The 19,554-nt window shown below is 48.7% G+C and carries 20 protein-coding genes; 10 read left to right on the top strand and 10 right to left on the bottom strand.

Annotation, left to right across the window (positions count from 1 at the left end):
• Window positions 1-189: 189 nt before the first annotated feature.
• The 3 genes from rpmG to radC all read right to left on the bottom strand — a co-directional run bounded on the left by rpmG (window position 190) and on the right by radC (window position 1,495).
• A complete protein-coding gene (gene rpmG, locus RF679_RS12860; protein WP_110257750.1) occupies window positions 190-357 on the bottom strand; it encodes a 50S ribosomal protein L33 in 168 nt (55 codons plus the stop codon).
• A 39-nt stretch (window positions 358-396) separates the two neighbouring features.
• Complete coding sequence (rpmB, locus tag RF679_RS12855; protein ID WP_309481032.1) at window positions 397-633, bottom strand: 50S ribosomal protein L28; 237 nt, start codon at window positions 631-633, stop codon at window positions 397-399.
• Between the two features lie 187 nt (window positions 634-820).
• Window positions 821-1,495 carry a RadC family protein gene (radC, locus tag RF679_RS12850; RefSeq protein ID WP_309481031.1) on the bottom strand — a complete coding sequence of 225 codons (675 nt, stop codon included), beginning with the start codon at window positions 1,493-1,495 and terminating at the stop codon, window positions 821-823.
• A 196-nt stretch (window positions 1,496-1,691) separates the two neighbouring features.
• On the opposite strand from radC, the gene RF679_RS12845 reads away from it, so the two are divergent.
• Both RF679_RS12845 and ispH read left to right on the top strand, forming a co-directional pair.
• Window positions 1,692-2,147, top strand: coding sequence for an FKBP-type peptidyl-prolyl cis-trans isomerase (locus RF679_RS12845; RefSeq protein ID WP_309481030.1), 456 nt, complete (start codon window positions 1,692-1,694; stop codon window positions 2,145-2,147).
• A gap of 9 nt (window positions 2,148-2,156) precedes the next feature.
• Window positions 2,157-3,143 carry a 4-hydroxy-3-methylbut-2-enyl diphosphate reductase gene (gene ispH, locus RF679_RS12840; RefSeq protein WP_309481029.1) on the top strand — a complete coding sequence of 329 codons (987 nt, stop codon included), beginning with the start codon at window positions 2,157-2,159 and terminating at the stop codon, window positions 3,141-3,143.
• Here the strand turns inward: ispH and RF679_RS12835 are convergent, their stop codons facing one another.
• Entirely contained in the window at window positions 3,144-4,361 is a 1,218-nt protein-coding gene (locus tag RF679_RS12835; RefSeq protein WP_309481028.1) for a winged helix-turn-helix domain-containing protein, read from the bottom strand. It lies immediately after the preceding gene.
• 65 nt (window positions 4,362-4,426) lie between these two features.
• Window positions 4,427-5,512, bottom strand: a complete 1,086-nt coding sequence (trpS, locus tag RF679_RS12830; RefSeq protein WP_309481027.1) for a tryptophan--tRNA ligase — start codon at window positions 5,510-5,512, stop codon at window positions 4,427-4,429.
• 423 nt (window positions 5,513-5,935) lie between these two features.
• Here trpS and hemC point away from each other — a divergent pair, with 423 nt between their 5' ends.
• The 5 genes from hemC to ppa all read left to right on the top strand — a co-directional run bounded on the left by hemC (window position 5,936) and on the right by ppa (window position 10,901).
• Window positions 5,936-6,823, top strand: a complete 888-nt coding sequence (gene hemC / locus RF679_RS12825) for a hydroxymethylbilane synthase (protein ID WP_373921779.1) — start codon at window positions 5,936-5,938, stop codon at window positions 6,821-6,823.
• A 70-nt stretch (window positions 6,824-6,893) separates the two neighbouring features.
• A complete protein-coding gene (locus RF679_RS12820; RefSeq protein WP_309481025.1) occupies window positions 6,894-7,721 on the top strand; it encodes a uroporphyrinogen-III synthase in 828 nt (275 codons plus the stop codon).
• Window positions 7,722-7,743: 22 nt separating this feature from the next.
• The gene (locus RF679_RS12815) at window positions 7,744-8,904 is read left to right on the top strand and encodes a uroporphyrinogen-III C-methyltransferase (protein ID WP_309481024.1); all 1,161 of its coding nucleotides are present in this window, start codon (window positions 7,744-7,746) and stop codon (window positions 8,902-8,904) included.
• Complete coding sequence (locus tag RF679_RS12810) at window positions 8,904-10,100, top strand: heme biosynthesis protein HemY (RefSeq protein ID WP_309481023.1); 1,197 nt, start codon at window positions 8,904-8,906, stop codon at window positions 10,098-10,100. The genes RF679_RS12815 and RF679_RS12810 overlap by 1 nt, the downstream gene beginning before the upstream one ends.
• A gap of 261 nt (window positions 10,101-10,361) precedes the next feature.
• The gene (ppa, locus tag RF679_RS12805) at window positions 10,362-10,901 is read left to right on the top strand and encodes an inorganic diphosphatase (RefSeq protein WP_309481022.1); all 540 of its coding nucleotides are present in this window, start codon (window positions 10,362-10,364) and stop codon (window positions 10,899-10,901) included.
• A 180-nt stretch (window positions 10,902-11,081) separates the two neighbouring features.
• Here the strand turns inward: ppa and RF679_RS12800 are convergent, their stop codons facing one another.
• Together RF679_RS12800 and RF679_RS12795 are read right to left on the bottom strand one after the other, a co-directional pair.
• Window positions 11,082-12,110, bottom strand: coding sequence for a serine/threonine protein kinase (locus RF679_RS12800; protein ID WP_309481021.1), 1,029 nt, complete (start codon window positions 12,108-12,110; stop codon window positions 11,082-11,084).
• 331 nt (window positions 12,111-12,441) lie between these two features.
• Window positions 12,442-13,599, bottom strand: coding sequence for a GNAT family N-acetyltransferase (locus RF679_RS12795; RefSeq protein ID WP_309481020.1), 1,158 nt, complete (start codon window positions 13,597-13,599; stop codon window positions 12,442-12,444).
• Window positions 13,600-13,617: 18 nt separating this feature from the next.
• Between RF679_RS12795 and RF679_RS12790 the strand changes: the two genes are divergently transcribed.
• Both RF679_RS12790 and RF679_RS12785 read left to right on the top strand, forming a co-directional pair.
• Complete coding sequence (locus RF679_RS12790; protein WP_309481019.1) at window positions 13,618-15,231, top strand: NAD+ synthase; 1,614 nt, start codon at window positions 13,618-13,620, stop codon at window positions 15,229-15,231.
• A 39-nt stretch (window positions 15,232-15,270) separates the two neighbouring features.
• Window positions 15,271-15,609 (top strand): P-II family nitrogen regulator, encoded by a 339-nt coding sequence (locus RF679_RS12785; RefSeq protein WP_309481018.1) that lies wholly within the window; start codon window positions 15,271-15,273, stop codon window positions 15,607-15,609.
• A 107-nt stretch (window positions 15,610-15,716) separates the two neighbouring features.
• On the opposite strand, the gene RF679_RS12780 is transcribed toward RF679_RS12785, so the two are convergent.
• Entirely contained in the window at window positions 15,717-16,472 is a 756-nt protein-coding gene (locus tag RF679_RS12780) for an SDR family NAD(P)-dependent oxidoreductase (RefSeq protein ID WP_309481017.1), read from the bottom strand.
• A gap of 193 nt (window positions 16,473-16,665) precedes the next feature.
• Here RF679_RS12780 and RF679_RS12775 point away from each other — a divergent pair, with 193 nt between their 5' ends.
• Complete coding sequence (locus RF679_RS12775) at window positions 16,666-17,544, top strand: LysR family transcriptional regulator (protein ID WP_309481016.1); 879 nt, start codon at window positions 16,666-16,668, stop codon at window positions 17,542-17,544.
• Window positions 17,545-17,575: 31 nt separating this feature from the next.
• Here RF679_RS12775 and RF679_RS12770 read toward each other — a convergent pair whose 3' ends face one another.
• On the bottom strand, window positions 17,576-18,223 hold the full coding sequence (locus RF679_RS12770; RefSeq protein WP_309481015.1) for a Smr/MutS family protein: 648 nt from the start codon (window positions 18,221-18,223) through the stop codon (window positions 17,576-17,578).
• A gap of 116 nt (window positions 18,224-18,339) precedes the next feature.
• A complete protein-coding gene (gene trxB / locus RF679_RS12765; RefSeq protein ID WP_309481014.1) occupies window positions 18,340-19,293 on the bottom strand; it encodes a thioredoxin-disulfide reductase in 954 nt (317 codons plus the stop codon).
• Window positions 19,294-19,554 lie beyond the last annotated feature (261 nt).

Here is a 19,554-nt window from a genome sequence, read left to right as displayed (position 1 = left end):
TTGAAGCAAAGAAACGAAAGTAACATATTAATGCTAAATGAGTAATTAAATTTCAACTTTCTTAAGACACAGATAAACACTCACTCTGCATTCTTTAAGCGCCATTGACGTAACCGGTAAAACCTGGACGAAAAAAAACCTGCAAAAATTTGCAGGTTTTTTTGACATCTTAAGAGACGAAAAACAAGATTACTTGATTTTTGTTTCTTTGTAGATAACGTGCTTACGTGCCTTTGGATCGAACTTCATGATTTCCATTTTTTCAGGCATCGTACGTTTGTTTTTCGATGTCGTGTAGAAGTGACCCGTGCCAGCAGTCGATTCTAGTTTGATTTTGTCGCGACCAGATTTAGCCATGATATTTTCCTAACAAGTATTTCTGTGAACAGCGTCAGCTTAAACTTTTTCGCCGCGAGCACGTAAGTCGGCCAAAACGGCATCGATACCGATTTTGTCAACTACACGCAAACCTGCGTTAGACAAACGCAAGGAAACCCAGCGATTCTCAGATTCTACGAAAAAGCGACGGTTTTGCAGGTTAGGCAAAAAGCGACGTTTAGTTTTGTTGTTTGCATGGGAAACATTGTTGCCAACCATTGGCCCCTTCCCAGTAACTTGGCATACACGCGCCATGTTTCACTCCTTAATTGATTTCCGAAATTGGAAAAAACAGAAGTATAGCGAAAAAACTTCGGAATATCAACGACTTGCGAAAAACAATTGTAAATTCTAGCAATTAAAAAATTTAACAATTTGATTTTCAGTTGAACTGTGCGTGGTTTTCTCCTATGAGAACAGTGGTTTACGCATGGTGTGAAGCTCAAATTTGCCCATGTTCGGCGAAGGAATAAATGTGGCTATTGGCAACGATAAAATGGTCTAGAACCCGAATATCGACCAAATTCAGGGCAGATTTGAGGGTTTGCGTCAGGCTTAAATCGGCTTGGCTGGGCTCGGTTGAACCGGAAGGGTGGTTGTGCGCCAAGATCAGGCTGGCGGCATTGTGGGCCAGCGCCAGTTTGACCACTTCGCGTGGGTAGACACTGGCATGGCTCAGGCTGCCACGAAATAATTCCTGGGCGTGAATCAGACGGTTTTTCACATCAAGGAAGAGCACACTAAAGCATTCGTAGGCTTTGTGTCCGAGTTGCAGCTGCAAAAATTGTTTAACCGCCTGTGGTGACGAGAGTGAGGATTGGCTTTGTAACTCTTCTGAGATCGAACGTTTGGCGAGTTCGAGCACGGCTTGCAGTTGAGCGAACTTGGCGCTGCCGAGGCCGTGGATTTGCGAGAAATCGCTGAGGCTGGCACCGAAAAGGGCGCGCAGCGAGCCGAATTCTTGCAGCATCTCGCGCCCAAGGTCGACTGCACTTCTGCCTTTGACCCCCACGCGCAAGAAAACCGCTAACAATTCGGCGTCGGATAAAGCAACCGCGCCTTGCCGTATCAGGCGTTCGCGGGGACGTTGATCTTCAGGCCAATCATTGATACCCATAAGTTTTCTCCATGTTAGTTCTAAGGGCTAGGGCGCAATTCTGGGCGACCTCGCTTACAATACTGGTTTGCAGGTTTGAGCGGCGTAGCCCGCTTCGAACGATTCAATCCTCAAGCAATCACTATCAGGGAACCATCATTGTCGGTATTGAATATCAAGGCGAATATCAAGGCGCGACAATGCAATCTAAATAATTATGTCAGAAAAGTCTATACTTGTTGTTAATAATGGTGCGTATTTAACGTTGCATTACCGTCTCGCCACGCTCGATGGCGAAGATATTATTTCGACTTTTCATGAGAGTCCGGCGACCTTGTTGCTGGGCCAAGGCCAGTTAGCGCCATTCTTGGAAGAGGCCTTGTTGGGTTTGGAAGAAGGCTCGCATACGACGCAAGAACTGGCACCGGAGCAGGCATTTGGATTGCGTAATCCGGATTTGGTACAACGCGTATCCTTGAAAACCTTGCGCGAAAACTCCGCCTTCGGTGAAGAATTTAAAGTGGGTGATTTGATTGATTTCACTGCGCCGTCGGGCGGTCGTTTTGCCGGTGTGATTCAAGAGTTGGATGAAGAGTCCGCGCTGTTTGATTTCAACCATCCCTTGGCCGGAGAACGCGTTTTGTTCGAAACCAAAATCATCGGCATTCTGTGAGCGAAAAACATGAATCAAGTAGTGAATCCTATGGGCGAAACATCGAACCAAGCCCAACAAGAAATCTTGTTGGCACAACCGCGCGGTTTTTGCGCTGGTGTAGATCGTGCGATTGATATTGTTGAGTTAGCTTTGGCGCAGTTTGGCGCGCCGATTTATGTGCGCCATGAGATCGTTCACAATGCCTATGTGGTCAATGATTTGCGTCAGAAGGGCGCGATCTTTATCGAAGATCTTGATGAAGTTCCTGCTGGCAGTACCCTCATTTTTTCCGCACATGGCGTCTCGCAAGCGATCCGTGAAGATGCGGATCAGCGCGGTTTGAAAATCTTTGATGCGACTTGTCCTTTGGTGACCAAGGTGCATATCGAAGTGTCGAAAATGCGCAAAGAAGGTCGCGAAATTATTATGATCGGCCATCAAGGTCATCCTGAAGTGGAAGGCACGATGGGGCAGAGTGAAGACGGGATGTACTTGGTCGAAACGGTCGAGGATGTCGCGAGTTTGCAGGTCAACGATCCCAGCTTGTTGGCCTATGTGTCGCAGACGACTTTGTCGGTGGACGATACCGCCGATATCATCGCCGCACTGAAAGCACGTTTCCCCTTGATCGCCGAACCTAAGAAGGGCGATATTTGTTATGCGACCACCAACCGTCAGGCGGCGGTGAAGTTCATGGCGCCGCAAGTCGATGTCGTGATTGTGGTGGGTAGCAAAAACAGTTCTAACTCCAATCGTCTGCGTGAAGTCGCCGAGAAAATGGGCACGCCAGCGTATATGGTCGATAAAGCCGATGACATCAATGCCGATTGGCTCGCCAAAGCGGTGCGAGTGGGTGTGACCGCCGGTGCCTCAGCGCCCGAAGTCTTGGTCGAACAAGTGATCGCGCGCTTGAAAGCGTTTGGTGCGAAGAGTGTGCGTAAGCTGGATGGCGAAGAAGAGAACGTGACCTTTCCGTTGCCGAAAGGTTTGAGCCGACCAGCTGCTTCGGCTTAATTAAGTCTTGAGTAGAGCAATCAGATTTTTTTTGAGCGCTTTGTCAGTACATTGCTCTATCTTCACACTTGGTGTTTGATGCCAAGCGGCGAAGGCTTGTAGTGTCTTTGCGAGATCTTTGGCTAAGGCGTCACTGCTGGCGACGCCATCTTCGAGATACAGTGCTTTGATTTCCATTACGCCCTGTTTGCGATGCGCTTTGGCGTCGAGTCGGCCTATCAATTTCCCTCGTCGTAAAATCGGTAGACAGAAATAGCCATAGCGGCGTTTGGCTTCGGGCGTATAACACTCGAGTTTGTAATCGAACGCGAACAAATCACTTGCGCGTTTACGGTCCCAGACCACGGGATCGAAGGGCGACAACAAACTGCTGTGCGTAGCCCGTAGTTGGCCTGCTGCCGCCTGCTCGATTAGGCTTTGTTGCGCGGGGTGGTAATACGCCGTTTCACCCCACCTATCGACCTCGGTCGCGCACAACAATCCTTGATCAACGAGATGGTCGGGACGCAGGTGGGCGTCCAGTTTTTTCATGCGATAGTAATCGCCAATCCAACTCGCTTTGCAAATGCCGAGCGCTTTGACGGCGTCGAGCACTTGTGCTTGTTGGGTTTCTTTGAGTGGACGCAAATCGCGTTTGTCATTCCAAGTGGGATGTACGCGTTCGGTCAAATCGTAGACACGTTGGAAGCGTTCGCGTCGCGCCACCATGACTTTGCCTAAGGTGAATAAGACCTCGAGTGAACGCTTCTCTGGTTTCCATTCCCACCAACCACCAGACTTACCATCTTGTCGCTCGAAATCGGCAGAGCGGCATTCACCAAACTGTTTGATGTGCTTGATAATGTGATCGACGTGTTGTTGATTGTCGCGTAACCAGCGCTCGTTATATTTCCAACCGAGGCCTTCGGGATTCAGCATTTGGCGACGATAGCGCCCGAAGCTTTCGATCGGCAAAAAGCAGGCTTCATGCGACCAATATTCGAACAAGCTTCCTTCTGCTAAATGCTGATCTAACCATTCAGGCTGATAATCGCCAAGACGGCTCCACAACACTAAGTAGGGGCTACGGGCGACGACATGGATGGTATCGATTTGCAGCAAACCCATCTGAGCTATGGTATCGAGCACGCTCTGTTTGCTGGCGCGTTTCTTGTGCGGAGTGAGCAAGCCTTGCGCCGCCAGGTGGATATTGCGAGCGGCGCTAAGGCTGAGTGTCATAGTTTGACTGATCAAGAAATGAGATGTGATGAAGTCGGAATAGAGCGAACTTCAGACTTCGAAAATTAGAAGTGTTTGAGGCCGATGGCGGCTTTCACTTCATCATTGGTTTGCGCTGCAATTTCACGTGCACGGGCGGTGCCTTCTTTAAGTAATTGCAAAACGTGACCGCGATCTTTTTCATATTCTTGACGACGTTCGCGAATCGGACGCAACATATCTTGCAAGATGCCTTCCAAACGCGCTTTCACTTTGCTGTCGCCGAGACCGCCGCGAACATAGTGATCCTTCATTGCTTGCAAACCTTCTTTGTCGGTATCAAAAGCATCGAGGTAAGTGAAGGCAACGTTGCCTTCCAAATGGCCAGGATCATCGACGCGCAAATGCAGCGGATCGGTGTAGACATTACGCACTGCTGTTTTGATTTCAGCTTCGCTTGCGCCCAAGTTAATCGCATTGCCGAGTGATTTACTCATCTTGGCTTTGCCGTCAATGCCAGGCAAACGACCGATTTCTGGAACCAAGGCTTCGCACTCGACCAAGATATCTTTTTTCGCGAGGCGGTTGAAGCGGCGGACGATTTCATTGGTTTGTTCAATCATCGGGATTTGATCATCGCCGACTGGGACCAAGGTTGCTTTGAAAGCGGTGATATCAGCCGCTTGGCTGACTGGATAGGTGAAGAAGCCCGCAGGAATATCGCGTTCGAAGTTACGCAAAATGATTTCTTGCTTGATGGTTGGATTACGTTCCAAACGCGAAATCGTGACCAAGTTCATGTAGTAAAAGGTCAACTCCGTCAATTCTGGAATTTGCGATTGAATGAAGATCGTGGTTTTGCTGGGGTCGATACCAACCGCCAAATAATCGAGCGCGACTTCGATCACATTGTTATGTACCTTGGTAGGATCGTCCATGTTATCGGTCAAGGCTTGCGCATCGGCGATCATGATGTATTGCTTGTAGAGGTCTTGGTACATCACACGATTGCGCAAACTACCAACGAAGTGACCCAAATGCAGAGGGCCAGTTGGACGGTCACCCGTCAAAATCAAATGATTTTTATTTTCGGAGGGGCTGCGTTTTGCCGAGCTCGTAGAGACATCGAGGTCGTGGCTTGCTACTGCGTTGCTATCAACTGGTTGATTCATGGAGTGCTCAAAAAATAATCAATAATTTCGGAAAATAAAAAATGCCGCGCTTCGGTATGAAGGGGCGGCATGCGATGTTGGTTTCGATGGTCGTGAGGTATGCGCCCGCTTAGCAGTGAACTTGCCAGCAGTTGCGCCAATAACCAGAAAAAAGAATAAATGGTGAGAACATGCAGCCATAATGCCGTTTTTACCTGTTTTTTGTCAAGAATTGTCATACGCCACATGTTAAAATTTCGGCTTTCGTCAATCTGCAAAATCGAGGTTTGCGAGAGTCTTGCTGATCGTTCTGCAATACCAATTGCGGCCTAGTTCAGCCTTATATCGCCTTGTGCAGTATTGATTTATTCTCTTTTTTGAAAGTTTTGTGTGAATTCCGTTCCAAGCAAATTAATTATTGCCTCGCGTGAGAGCCGTTTGGCCATGTGGCAAGCCGAGCATGTTCGTGATCGATTGAAAGCACTGTATCCGAGTTGTGACGTACAAATTCTTGGCATGACGACGCGTGGCGATCAGATTTTGGATCGCGCTTTGTCAAAAGTCGGTGGCAAAGGTTTGTTTGTCAAAGAGCTCGAGGTGGCGATGGAAGAGGGGCGTGCTGATTTGGCGGTTCACTCACTCAAAGACGTGCCCATGGAATTGCCAGAAGGCTTTGCCTTGGCCGCGATTTTGGAGCGCGAAGATCCGCGTGATGCATTCGTGTCGAATCAATACGCGAGCCTGGCTGAATTGCCGCATGGTGCGGTGGTCGGCACCAGTAGTTTGCGTCGCCAAGCCTTGATTTCTGCACGCTTTCCTCATCTAGTGATCAAACCATTGCGCGGCAATTTGGATACGCGTTTGCGTAAGCTTGACGAAGGTGAGTATGCGGCAATTATTCTGGCGGCCGCTGGTTTGAAACGACTCGGCTTGCCACAACGAATCAAAGCCTTCCTCGAAGCTGAGGAGAGCTTGCCAGCCGCAGGTCAAGGTGCGATGGCGATTGAGATTCGTAGCGATCGCGCTGAATTGATGCAAGTGTTGGCACCGCTCAACCATCTTGAGACCGCTCAAGCCGTACATGCTGAGCGCACGGTATCGCTGGCTTTTGGCGGTAGTTGCCAGATTCCTTTGGCCGCTTTTGCCCAGCAAGATCAAGGACAGATGCGTTTGCGCGCCATGGTCGCCACACCAGACGGTCAACGTTTCGCACGTGCCGAAGTCGAAGGTGCCGCTAGTGCAGGGAAGGAACTTGGTTTGCAAGTGGTCGAGGCTTTGCGAGCACAGGATGCTGATGGCATTTTGGCGCAGTGTAAAGAACAGACAGCGTAGGATTTCTTAAGTGCCTTGCTAGAGCGCTGAGTTTTTGTTGCCGAAGCTATCAAGTTTGGATTCCCAGCGAATGACTGACCAATCTTCCGAGAGAAACTCAAAACCGGTCGTTATTACGCGACCTGAGAAACAAGCGCACGCATTGAAAGTGCGTTTGGATGCGTTTGGCATCGCCAATTCTGTCTTGCCGATGTTTGATATCGGACCTTTGCCGCAGGCGAGCGACTATGCCGTGCTCGATGCTGCTTTAAGACGTATCGACGAGTTGTCTTTGGTGATTTTCGTCAGCCCGAACGCAATCGATGCGTGGTTTGAACGTTTGGCTTATTTAGGTATTACGCGACCGCTTCATTTAGGCTTAGCGGGCATGGGTGCAGCGAGTCGTATCGCGTTGATCGAGCATGGTGTCGATCCGCAGATCACGCCTTTGATTTTTCCGCGCAATCCAAATAAAACTGATTCCGAAACCTTGTTGGATGAGCTCGATTTGGCACCACTTGCTGGACGCGAAGTCTTGATCGTACGTGGTGATTCAGGTCGCGATTTTTTGGCGGATCGTTTGCGCGCAGCAGGCGTACAAGTGAACCAAGCGGCGGCCTATCAACGCATCGCTCCCCCATTTGATGCGGCAATGCAGGGACGTTTACAAACTGCCATCGATGCAGATAGCGCATGGGTGGTGACCAGTTCAGAGTTGCTGCCACGCCTACTCGAATGGTGCCGTAGGCTGGGTGGGGAGGCGCTGGTTGCTAAAATGCAACAGCAATTACTCTTCGTACCGCACATCAGAATTTTCGAAAAAGCCAAGGAATTGGGCTTTCAACAGCTAATTCAGACGGCTTCAGGCGACGAAAACCTCGCACTCGCGATACAATCTCATTATGAACGAACAAACTAATCAAACTTCTAATAGTGAAGCTATGTCGAATCCTAGCTCGACCGAAACTACTAACACCACTAACGCATCTGCAAGTGCGCCTGCCGCCGCAACTGTTACAACGGTTGTGGAATCAAGCCCGAACGGTAGTGTGTTAAGTCATCCGCAAACTGCGTATGCGATTTCTGGTGTCCTGGCCATCTTATTAGGCATGCAGTGGTACACCTCTAATCAACAAGTGCATAACCTGCGTGACGACATGAATCGCCGCTTGCAACAGACTGATGTGACCAGCATTGAGGTCAAGAGTGTGGCCAAGACGGTGCAAGAAACTTCGCGTGATTTGCAGGCCAAAGTGACACTGCTCGAAGGTAAGCAAGCTGAAGCACAAGGTCAACAGCTCGCCTTGGAACAACTCTATCAAGACCTTTCAAAAAATCGTGATGAATGGGCTCTGGCGGAGATCGAACAGGTATTGGCTACCGCCAGTCAACAATTGCAATTGGCTGGCAACGTGCAGGGCGCTTTGATCGCTTTGCAAAATGCCGATGCGCGTCTCGCAAAATCTGAGAAAGCGCAGTTTATTTCAGTGCGTCGAGCGATCGCAAAAGATATTGAGATGCTCAAAACTTTGCCGCAGTTGGATATGCCCGGATTGGTATTGCGTCTGGATAGTGTGATTGCGCAGGTTGATGCGATTCCATTGTGGTCTGATGAAAAGCCGCCGGTGGTTGTTACTCCACCTAAAGCGCCATTGCGCGTCTTACCGAAACCAAACAAAGGAACATCCGATAAGGAAACTGAAGCCGCCGCGGAAAATAGTTTTAGCAGCAAAGTGCAAGACTATTGGCAGAGCTTCTCGAGCGAGATGTGGAGCGAAATGAAGCAATTGATTCGCGTTCGCAATGTGAACTCGCCCGATGCCTTGTTGTTGAGTCCTTCACAAGCCTATTTCGCGCGTGAGAATTTGAAGCTACGTTTATTGAATGCACGATTGGCACTGTTGTCGCGCAATGAAAGTGCATTCCGCAGCGATATGATTGCGGCGCAAGACACTATCGCGAAGTATTTCGATGTGCGCTCGAAGCAGGCGCAAACAGCCCAAAGTTTGTTAAAGCAAGTGCAGAACAATAATTTGTCGATTGAGATGCCGGCCTTGACCGAAAGCTTAAACTCGGTACGTAATTTCAAGGTGAAACCGTAATGCGTATCTTTATTCGTTTCCTCATTCTATTTGCCTTGGCGGCTGGACTTGCCATTGGAGGACGTTTTAATCCTGGCAATGTGGTGTTCTTCTATCCGCCGACCCGCATCGATATGTCTTTGAATGTCTTCCTCGTGTTGATGTTCGTATTGTTTGTCGTCATTTACTTTTTGGTTCGTACTTTTGTAGCGACCATGAATATGCCGACTAAAGTGGCGGAATATCGCCAGATGAAGCGCGAGCGTGACAGCAACAAGGCTTTGCGTGAAGCATTGAAAGCCTTGTTTGAAGGACGTTTTGGACATGCAGAAAAGTCGGCATTGAAGGCAGTTGATTTGCCGGAGAACGCGGCTCTGAGCGCCTTAATTGGGGCACGTGCTGCGCACCACATGGGGCAATTTGAACGTCGTAATGCATGGTTTTCGCGAATAGAAGAAGACCAAGCTCATAAGACCGCACGCTTGGTGACGATGACTGAGCTTTACGTCGATGAACATAAGGCTGATCAAGCACTCGATGCCGTGCGTGAATTGAACGCCCGCGGCAAACGTCACATTCAAGTTTTGCGTTGGGCTTTGAAGGCGAACCAGCAAGCAAAGAATTGGGCGGAAGTGGTGAAGTTGGTGCGTACCCTCGAAAAGAACCATGCGATACATCCTGCCTTAGCAGGTCGTTTGCGTGAAATGGCTTATGAAGCACTGTTGAAAGAGCACGGCCATGATCCTGAATCTTTGCGTCGAGTATGGAGTGAAGTGCCTGCTAGCGAACGCAAGAACCGCTATATTGCCTTGACGGCAGCGAGCGCATTTACCAAGTGTCAGTTGTCTGAAGACGCGCGCTCGATTGTCGAAGCCTCGTTAGCAGAAGAGTGGGACAGTCGTTTATTGCGTGTCTATCGCGAAGCAGCGGCGCCCGAAGGTTCAGCAGCCTTGCGAACACAAATCGAAAATTGTGAAGCATGGTTGCAAGTGCATCCCAAAAATGCAGAGCTTGAGTTAACCTTAGGCATGCTTTGTTTCAATCAGAAGTTATGGGGCAAGGCACAAGTGCATTTGGAAGATGCTTTGGCGCATTGCACAGAGCCACGCACGATTCGCGAATCTAACTTGAGTTTGGCGCGTTTGCACGAGACCATAGGACAAAACGAACAAGCTGCCAATTACTATCGACAATGCGCGATCGCCACGACTTTGTGATGCTTGACGAGCGGTGGATCTAAGGTCTGCTACTCCCTAGTTTTACGCAAACCAATGAAAAGCCAGCGACTTTTACAGCGCTGGTTTTTTGCTATGGAAAGCTGGTGGGCGCAAGCCCGATCGAGATGGGATTCAGTTAATCTTATCTTGTGTGCAAGAGGTTTTTATTGGGATCCTGTTGCAACGCACCAAATTAGATCAAAAATCGCTATAATCTCGTATTCATTACCGAATTTATTCGATTTACTTTGAAAGTGCATTATGAGCTTAAATAAAGTCCCAGCTGGACGTGATGTTCCAAACGATTTTAACGTGATCATCGAAATCCCGATGAATGCCGATCCGATCAAGTACGAAGTCGATAAAGAAAGTGGCGCGATTTTTGTTGATCGCTTCATGGGTACAGCAATGCACTACCCATGCAACTACGGTTATGTGCCTGACACCATTTCTGGTGACGGTGACCCGGTCGACGTTTTAGTGATTACACCATTCCCATTGATTCCAGGCGTGGTCGTTCGTTGCCGTCCTATCGGTATCTTGAAGATGAACGACGAAGCAGGTGCCGATGCGAAAGTGTTGGCAGTGCCTATCGATAAAATCTTGCCGATCTACCAGCACTGGCAAAAACCAGAAGATATGAACGAATTGCGCCTCAAGCAAATTCAACATTTCTTCGAACACTACAAAGATTTGGAAAAAGGTAAGTGGGTTAAAGTTGAAGGTTGGGGCGGCCCAGACGAAGCGCGTGAAGAAATCTTGAACGGCGTGGCGAACTACAAAAAAATCGAACAGGCTTAATGGTCTTCATTCGTTTCGGAGTTGCGTCAAATACTCGTAAGGTTTGGCGTTCCGAAGTCGAAGAGCTGTAGCATTTGTTCAGAGCATAAAAAGGCACCCGCGGGTGCCTTTTTTGTCGACTGAATCTGTAAGAGTGCGTGATGTTACTTCGGCTTTTGCGAGTTCGAAGTTCGCTTTTGTCTACTTAAAGTAGGCCAAAACAACCAAGATCGTGGCAATGATGAAGCTGGCCCAACCAAGCCAAAACAGGTTGGATTTTTCCACTGCAGATGCACTTGAGCGGCTTGATGATGAAGATCCACCGTTACGACGGGCACGCTTTTCTTTGGCTAGAAATTTATTGAGTGCCAATGCCATTTCAGCCGCGCTCTTATATCGACGGTGCGGTTTCTTTTGCATCGCTTTCATCACAATGTGCGCTAAACGTTCCGGTACTTCTGGATTGATGAGGTCAGGTGACTTAGGCGTTTTATGGGCGATGTTGTAGAGAAGCTTGTCAAAGTCAGAGGCGGGGAAAGGCTTCTGGTTTGTCAGCATTTCATAGAGTGTCGCACCGAGTGAATAGACGTCGGTGAGTGCAGTCACAGGTTGGCTCGCAGCCTGTTCGGGCGACATGTAATTCGGTGTCCCCATCAAATTATTTTTGAATAGGGTTTGCGGTTGTCCTTCTGCATCGAGTGTGCGATTCGGGACTCGTGCGATACCAAAGTCCACGACCTTCGGTTGGTTGTCACCAACTAAGAAGATATTGGCAGGCTTGATGTCGCGATGAATAACGCCTTGATTATGTGCAAAGGCGAGCGCATTCGCCACTTTATAGGCAATGCTTGCCGCCTCGATAATGTCAAAGCGTTTGCCATTGGCCATGAGCTCACGTAAGTCTTTGCCTTGCAAAAATTCCATGGCGATGAAGGTAGTTCCACCTTCAGTCGAGGCATCGTAGATCGTTACGATATTGGGGTGAGACAAGCGACCGGCGGCGCGTGCTTCATTGATGAATTGCTGTTCGCGCTGTTTCTTGTCCGTCGCACCACTAGGATTGTTCAAGATCTTAATGGCGACCGGACGATCAATCACCGGGTCATGGCCTAACATGACATTGCCATTTGAGCCGCTGCCTAACTTATCTGTGATCGTAAAACGACCAATCCGACGCATTGGCGCTTTCGAAGGAGCAGCGTTACTGGCTAAGTGGACGTTTTGAACCATGCTTCTTGGACTTCCGAAATAAAGTGGTGTTATTGCTAAAAATGCAAATTGACCAAATCAATTCTCATTTTGCAAGCGCACATTTTATAGGATTTAACAGAATTTCACGATGCTAGAGACTACATTGACGACACTATTGTTGCAATCCAGAGTGAAAAAGTTTCAATTTGCACTGGTTTTAAAGGTTTTGCGTGATCAAACTTTCAGCTGTTGGAATTGAATTTTTCCAATTTAAGAGCATCCTACTCTTCCTTGTTGTTGCTGGGCAAGCTACTGGTGTTATCGGTCAAATAAGGCGAGTTACGGCAACTTTGCGAAACACGTGATCGGACTAACTTTGTTGTTCACGAAATGGTGTGTGTTCGTGCAGTTCGTCGATGTATTCCGAAACACCATTTTTTTCATGCTTCAGAAAGTTCGCGACCGCATCATAGAATGCGGGTTCACGTAGATAGTGCGCCGAGTACATTGTGTGTGGCATGAAGCCGCGCGCCATCTTATGTTCTCCTTGCGCTCCTCCTTCAAACCACAGTATGCCGCGTTCTATGCAAAACTCCAATGCTTGATAGTAGGCGGTTTCAAAGTGGAGGCAGGGAACATATTCGGTACATCCCCAGTAGCGGCCGTAAAGGCGCTCTTCATTAAACAAAAAGAGGGCTGCACCGATTGCAGTGTTCTCGCGATAGGCGCAAATTAACATCACCTGATCACGCATGGTGTCGCCGATCTCCTGAAAGAATCCGAGGTTGAGATAAGGTGAGGAGTGATGTTGATGATAGGTGTTGTCATAGCATTGCGCGAAAAAACGCCAATCTTCAGCGCCGATGTCGGCGCCGACTTTGCGTTTGAAATGAATTCCCGCTTCACTAACTTTGCGTCGCTCTGCTCGAATACTCTTGCTTTTCTTCGCTGACAGATTTGCCAGAAAGTCGTCGAAGTGTTTGTATTGCTGATTCTTCCAATGGAATTGCACGTTTTGACGCACCAGAAAACCTACGTTTTCGAGCGCCTTTGTTTCTTCCTCGGTCGCAAAGAGTAGATGGGTGGATGAGTACAGTTCGAGCTCTCGTAGTTGTTGCAGTTCCTTGATTAGTGCTCGACGAGCCTGTGCTGAGCTCGCGAGCAGTCGGTTGCCTGTCACAGGCGTAAAGGGCGTGGCGGCAAGGAGTTTCGGATAGTATTCGAGGCCATGCTGGTGGTAGGCATTCGCCCAAGCCCAATCAAAAACATACTCACCATAGGAGTGATGTTTCTCGTAAAAGGGAACTACTCCCTCCAATTTCCCGTTGAGTTTGAGGCAAAAGTAGCGACTATGCCATCCGGTTTTGCCACCAACGCAGCCATTGTTCTCAAGCGCGGCAAGGAATGCGTACGAAAGGAAAGGATTGGGATGATCTTGCTGATCAAGCAATGTTTGCCACTCTTCGGCGTCAATCTCAGTTAGTGATTCGACTATCTGCGTGCGATAATGTACGTCTTCGGATTTCATTGCTGATTGAATTTAAGTATGACGGTCAAAGTTGCTATTGCTCAGATAAACAGTGTAGTTGGCGCGCTAGAGGCGAATGCCAATCTTATTTTTGATTATGCCAGTCAAGCGAAAGAGCTTGGTGCTGACATCGTGGTCACGCCCGAATTGTCCTTGGTTGGTTATCCGCCCGAAGACTTATTGTTACGTGCTGGCTTTTATCTTGAAGCAGACAAAGTTTTAAATAGCTTGGCACAACGTCTTGCGGCTCTTGGTGATTTGCATGTTCTGGTAGGGCATCCACACCAAGTTGACGATAAACACTATAACGCAGTTTCACTTTTGCTTCAGGGCGAGGTCGTTGGCACTTACCATAAACACGCTTTGCCAAACGATATGGTGTTCGATGAGAAGCGTTATTTTGATAGCGGCAATGAAGCGCTTGTCTTCGAAGTGAAAGGCACGCGCTTTGGCGTCAATATTTGCGAAGATACTTGGAATCACGCGGCGCCAAGTATGGCGAAAAACGCCGGTGCCCAAGTATTGTTGGTGCCGAATGGCTCACCATTTCATATGAACAAAGAAGCCTTGCGCCTCGACGTGATGCGCGAGAATGTTAGTGCGCATGGCTTGAGTTTGGTGTATGCCAATTTAGTTGGTGGGCAGGACGAATTGATTTTCGATGGCAACTCTTTCGTGCTTGATGTGGAGGGGCAGTGTGTGGCGAAACTCGCGCATTGCCAACAACAATTGCGCATCGTGGAGTTCGATGGTGCGCGCCCATTGCCTACCGAATGTGCGGCTGAACTCAGCGTTGAAGCCCAAGTGTATCAAGCGCTGGTTCTGGGCGTGCGTGATTACGTCGGCAAGAATGGATTCCCTAGCGTGTTAATTGGATTCTCTGGGGGCGTTGATTCGGCTTTGACCTTGGCGATCGCGGTCGATGCCTTGGGTGTCGATAAAGTTCGTGCGGTCATGATGCCGTCGCCTTACACGGCAGATATTTCTTGGCTTGATTCAAGAGATATGGCAAAACGCCTCGGTGTGCGTTACGACGAGATTTCGATCAACCAATGTTTCAGCGCTTTCCGCGAGACCTTGAGCCAAGAGTTCGCTGGCTTGAAAGAAGATACGACCGAAGAAAATATTCAAGCGCGGATTCGTGGCACGATATTGATGGCGATGTCGAATAAATACGGCTCGATCGTTCTGACCACTGGAAACAAGAGTGAAATGGCGGTCGGCTATTGCACCCTGTATGGCGATATGGCGGGCGGTTTTGCGGTGATCAAAGATATCGCCAAGACCTTGGTCTATCGTTTGTGTGCTTATCGTAATTCGCTGTCGGATGTCATCCCTGAACGCATCATCACCCGTCCACCTTCAGCCGAATTACGCCCTGATCAGAAAGATCAGGACAGCCTGCCGGAATATGAGATTTTGGATGGCATCATGCAACGCTACATGGAAGAAAACCAATCGCGTGCTGAGATTGTCGCTGCTGGTTATGCTGAAGCAGATGTGGAAAAGATTACGCGCTTGATTAAAATTAACGAATACAAGCGTCGTCAAGCGCCAGTGGGCATACGCATTACTCATCGCGCTTTTGGTCGAGATTGGCGTTACCCAATTACATCGAAATTCCGAGACTAAATTCCGAGACTAGACAAGAATATTTTCATCGAGGACATTATGAAACAAATCACTGCAATCATTAAACCATTTAAGTTAGACGAAGTTCGTGAAGGTTTGGCAGAAGTCGGCGTGACCGGTTTGACTGTGACCGAAGTCAAAGGCTTTGGTCGTCAAAAGGGCCACACAGAGTTGTATCGTGGCGCAGAATATGTGGTCGATTTTCTGCCGAAGATTAAAGTCGAAGTCGTGGTGGACGACAATGTCTGCGACGAAGTCGTGGATGCAATCATTAAGGCCGCGCATACCGGTAAGATCGGTGACGGTAAGATCTTTGTGCAGAATGTAGAACAGGTGATTCGCATTCGCACTGGTGAAACCGGTCCAGAGGCTGTTTAAGCTTGCTGTGTACATCGGACATCAGACGCACGCGTTGTGCTACTGATGTCCGCTAGGTTTGGCGATTGAAGTTCTCGCTTATCCATCAAATCGAGTCGGGTGTGGTGTTAGATCTGTGTAAAACCACCATCGACACAGAGCTCGATCCCGTTCACAAAACTGGCCGCGTCTGAGGCTAAAAATCCGACCACTTCGGCAATCTCTTCTGGTGCCGCGATACGCCCCGCAGGAACAGTATCACCTAAGTAGTGTTTTAATCCCTGCAGACTTTCTTCGTTCATTTTCAGACCTGTTTGTAGAATGGGCGTTTCGGTCACACCGGGACTAATCGTGTTGACACGGATTTTGCGCCCTTTAAGATCGTTACACCAAGTACGCGCGAAAGAGCGGACTGCCGCTTTGCTAGCGCTATACACACTCAAGAAGTTCATGCCTTTATTGGATGCGACCGACGCGTTCAAGATAATGTTTCCACCGTCACTTAAGCAGGACAACAAGCCTTGTACGGTGAAGAAAAGTCCTTTGACATTGGTATCGAAAGTGGCGTCGAATTGAACTTCGCTGGTGTCTCCCATGACATTGTTTTCGGCGATACCAGCGTTCGCAAATAAAACGTCAATTTTTTCATCGCCAAGCTGCTGCACCATCGCCGAAATCGAAGCGACTTGAGTAAGATCCACCTGGATGATGCTGAGTTTGTCACCTAGCTTTTGTTTTGCTTGCTCAAGTTTGTTAAGGTCGCGGGCGCCGATGTAAACGCGCTTGGCGCCATGTTCGATGAAATAGTGAGCGCTCGCGTAACCGATGCCCGAGTTGCCGCCTGTGATGAAGATGGTTTTACCTGAAAAATTTGCTGTTGTCATGTGTAACCCTTTGAGAATGAAGTGCGACGAAATAAAATCAAGCGATGCTCCATGAGCGTTCATGGGAGAGACCTTGAAGGGGCATTGTAGTGAGCGCTATTGGTGAATACAATTAGCTTATAATTGAATGGATTGGTGAGTAATTTTCACTTATTGAAGTTCGTGCTAAGATTCACACACGATGGAGTGAAGTATGGATTTGAATGCCCTGCATATTTTCGTGGTTGTCGCTCGTACGCGTAACTTTCGGCGTGCGGCACTCGAGTTGAAATTGACGCCATCGGCAGTCAGTCATAGCATGAGTAAGCTCGAACAGAGCTTAGGCGCGCGTTTGTTGCACCGAACGACGCGCAGTGTCAGTCTGAGTGAAGCTGGTGAAGCCTTATTGCGAAAGCTTGGGCCGGCAATGCAAGATATCGAGCAAGCCTTCGATGATGTCAATAGCCTGCGTCAGAGTCCACGAGGAGTTTTGCGTTTAAATGTACCCCGTGCCGCGGCGCACTTGGTGTTGGCTCCACGTCTTACTGAGTTTTATCACCACTATCCTGAGCTGCAACTAGAAGTCGTCGTGAGTGATCAATTGGTCGATATTGTTGAGGAAGGGTTTGATGCGGGTATTCGATTTGGCGAGAGCTTGCAGCAAGATATGGTGGCGATACCGATCGGCCCAACGCTCCCTTTTGTGACTTGTGCTGCGCCAAGTTATTTACAAAAACATGGAATACCCAACCACCCTGATCAGTTATTGCAACATAATTGTTTGCAATTCCGATTTCCTAGCGGAGCGCTTTATGCTTGGGAGTTCTTGAAACGGCAGAAGCTGTTGAAAGTGGTCACTACGGGATCATTTGTTAGTGATGATTTTCAAACCCTCGTGCGCGCTTCGATGGATGGTTTGGGAATTTGTTATACTTATCAAAGCTATGTCGAGCATTTGATTGCTAGTGGCTACTTGCAAGAGATTCTGCATGACTACATGCCACCCGCCGAGCGTATGTACTTGTATTTCCCGAGTCGGGCGCAATTGCCGATGAAGTTGCGCGCTTTTATTGATTTTTTCAAAACGGAATAGGCGAAATTTCACCTGAGCTCCATTAGAATTCTTAGCTGGAACGGAGTAGGACGATCAGCGCACCAGCACCACCATCGGCTGCCGTGGCTTGGCTAAAGGCGATCACTTCTTCCTTTTGAATGAGCCAATTCCTGACTTTGTTCTTCAACACGGGCTCTTTGTTGACCGAGCCTAGGCCTTTACCATGGATCACGCGTACGCAACGGTAACCATTGCGGACACAGCGACGAATGAATTCGCCGAGGTTGTCGCGTGCTTGGTCGCGGCGCATCCCGTGGAGGTCGAGTTGCGCTTGAATGGTCCATTCACCTTGGCGTAGTTTCTTGGCGACGTCGATACCAACACCAGGACGCGTGTAGCTAAGGTTTTCGTCGGAGTCGAGCAAACTGGCCGCGTCAAATTCATCCGAGATCGATTCTTGAAAAGCGGCTTTTTCGTCTGCCAAATATTGATAGGGGATCGGTGCTGGTTTGGGCGGTTGTGGGTGGTGATTTGCCACATTCTTGGATTTCAGGGCTTGCACTTCACCGACTGTATTACGAAATAGATTGGCTTCCAAAGCAGCCTGTTTTTCGCGTGCTTTGCGTTCAGCCTCTTGCTTGGCGCGCAGTTCTTGTTGTGCTTTTAGTTGCTTACTGACTTGCTGTAAATCAGCCAATGATTTGAGAGAACCAGCCATAGTCTCAATGTGAAAACAAAATCAAACAGTGATAAAAAACAAGCCAAGCTAGTGCGAACAGGCTTGGCCGTTTTTCCTTTTTTGCAATCGAACGCGCACTAAAGTGCGGTGCAAATTTAGTGTGCTTCGCCTTCGAGGTAGCGTTGCGCGTCTAGTGCGGCCATACAGCCAGTGCCCGCGCTGGTAATCGCTTGGCGATAGATATGATCTTGCACGTCACCCGCTGCGAATACGCCCGCAACATTGGTCGCAGTTGCCATACCTTCGTTACCCATCTTGGTGATGATGTAACCGTTCTTCATCTCCAACTGACCTTCAAAGATGCTGGTATTTGGCTTGTGACCGATCGCGATAAACACGCCATGGACTGGCACCGCGCTAATGCTGCCATCGGCGGCTTTAATGTTGATGCCCGTCACGCCAGAATCGTCGCCTGTGACTTCATCAAGCGTGTGATTCCATCTGACTTCAACTTTGCCTTCTGCAACTTTGGCCATCAAACGATCAATCAAAATCGCTTCAGCACGGAACTTGTCGCGACGATGGATGACGGTCACTTTGCTGGCGATATTGGACAAATACAGGGCTTCTTCAACGGCCGTATTACCACCGCCGACCACGGCGACTTCTTTGCCGCGGTAGAAGAAACCATCGCAGGTTGCGCAAGCCGATACGCCTTTGCCCATGAAAGCTTCTTCCGATGGTAAGCCGAGGTATTGCGCCGATGCACCAGTCGCGATAATCAAAGAATCGCAAGTGTATTCGCCTTGATCGCCGATCAAACGGATAGGCTTTTCAGTGAGCTTGGCGGTATGGATGTAATCGAAAATGATTTCAGTGTTGAATCGTTCTGCGTGCTGCAAGAAACGCTGCATCAACTCTGGGCCTTGCACGCCGTTTGGATCTGCGGGCCAGTTTTCAACATCTGTTGTAGTCATCAATTGACCACCTTGTTCAACGCCGGTAATCAACACCGGTTTCAGGTTGGCACGGGCCGCGTAGACTGCGGCAGAGTATCCTGCTGGGCCAGAACCAAGAATCAAAACATGTGCGTGTTTGGTAGTAGACATAAGTTTTCCAGGAAAAAGGAGCAACTAGGTCGCTCTTTAAGTTGGGCTTGCTAGGTAAGCTTGTGCAAAATATAAGATTCGCAGATCTGCGAAATCAAAACCTGAGCATTATCCCAGATTTGGCGAAACTTGACTTTATTCATGTCAAGCTTCGCCAATTTCCCGCGTTTTTTTCGGTGGGAGAAGAATTTACGACCAGTGGGGCCAGGAAGGGAAGCCAATTTGCTTTGGTTCCTTCCTGGCGCAATTGCCATGACACAA

The sequence above is a fragment of the Undibacterium cyanobacteriorum genome (genome assembly GCF_031326225.1).
GTDB lineage: Bacteria > Pseudomonadota > Gammaproteobacteria > Burkholderiales > Burkholderiaceae_D > Undibacterium > Undibacterium cyanobacteriorum.
Note: the sequence above shows the minus strand (reverse complement) of the source record. Positions and strands in the feature narration are given on the sequence as shown.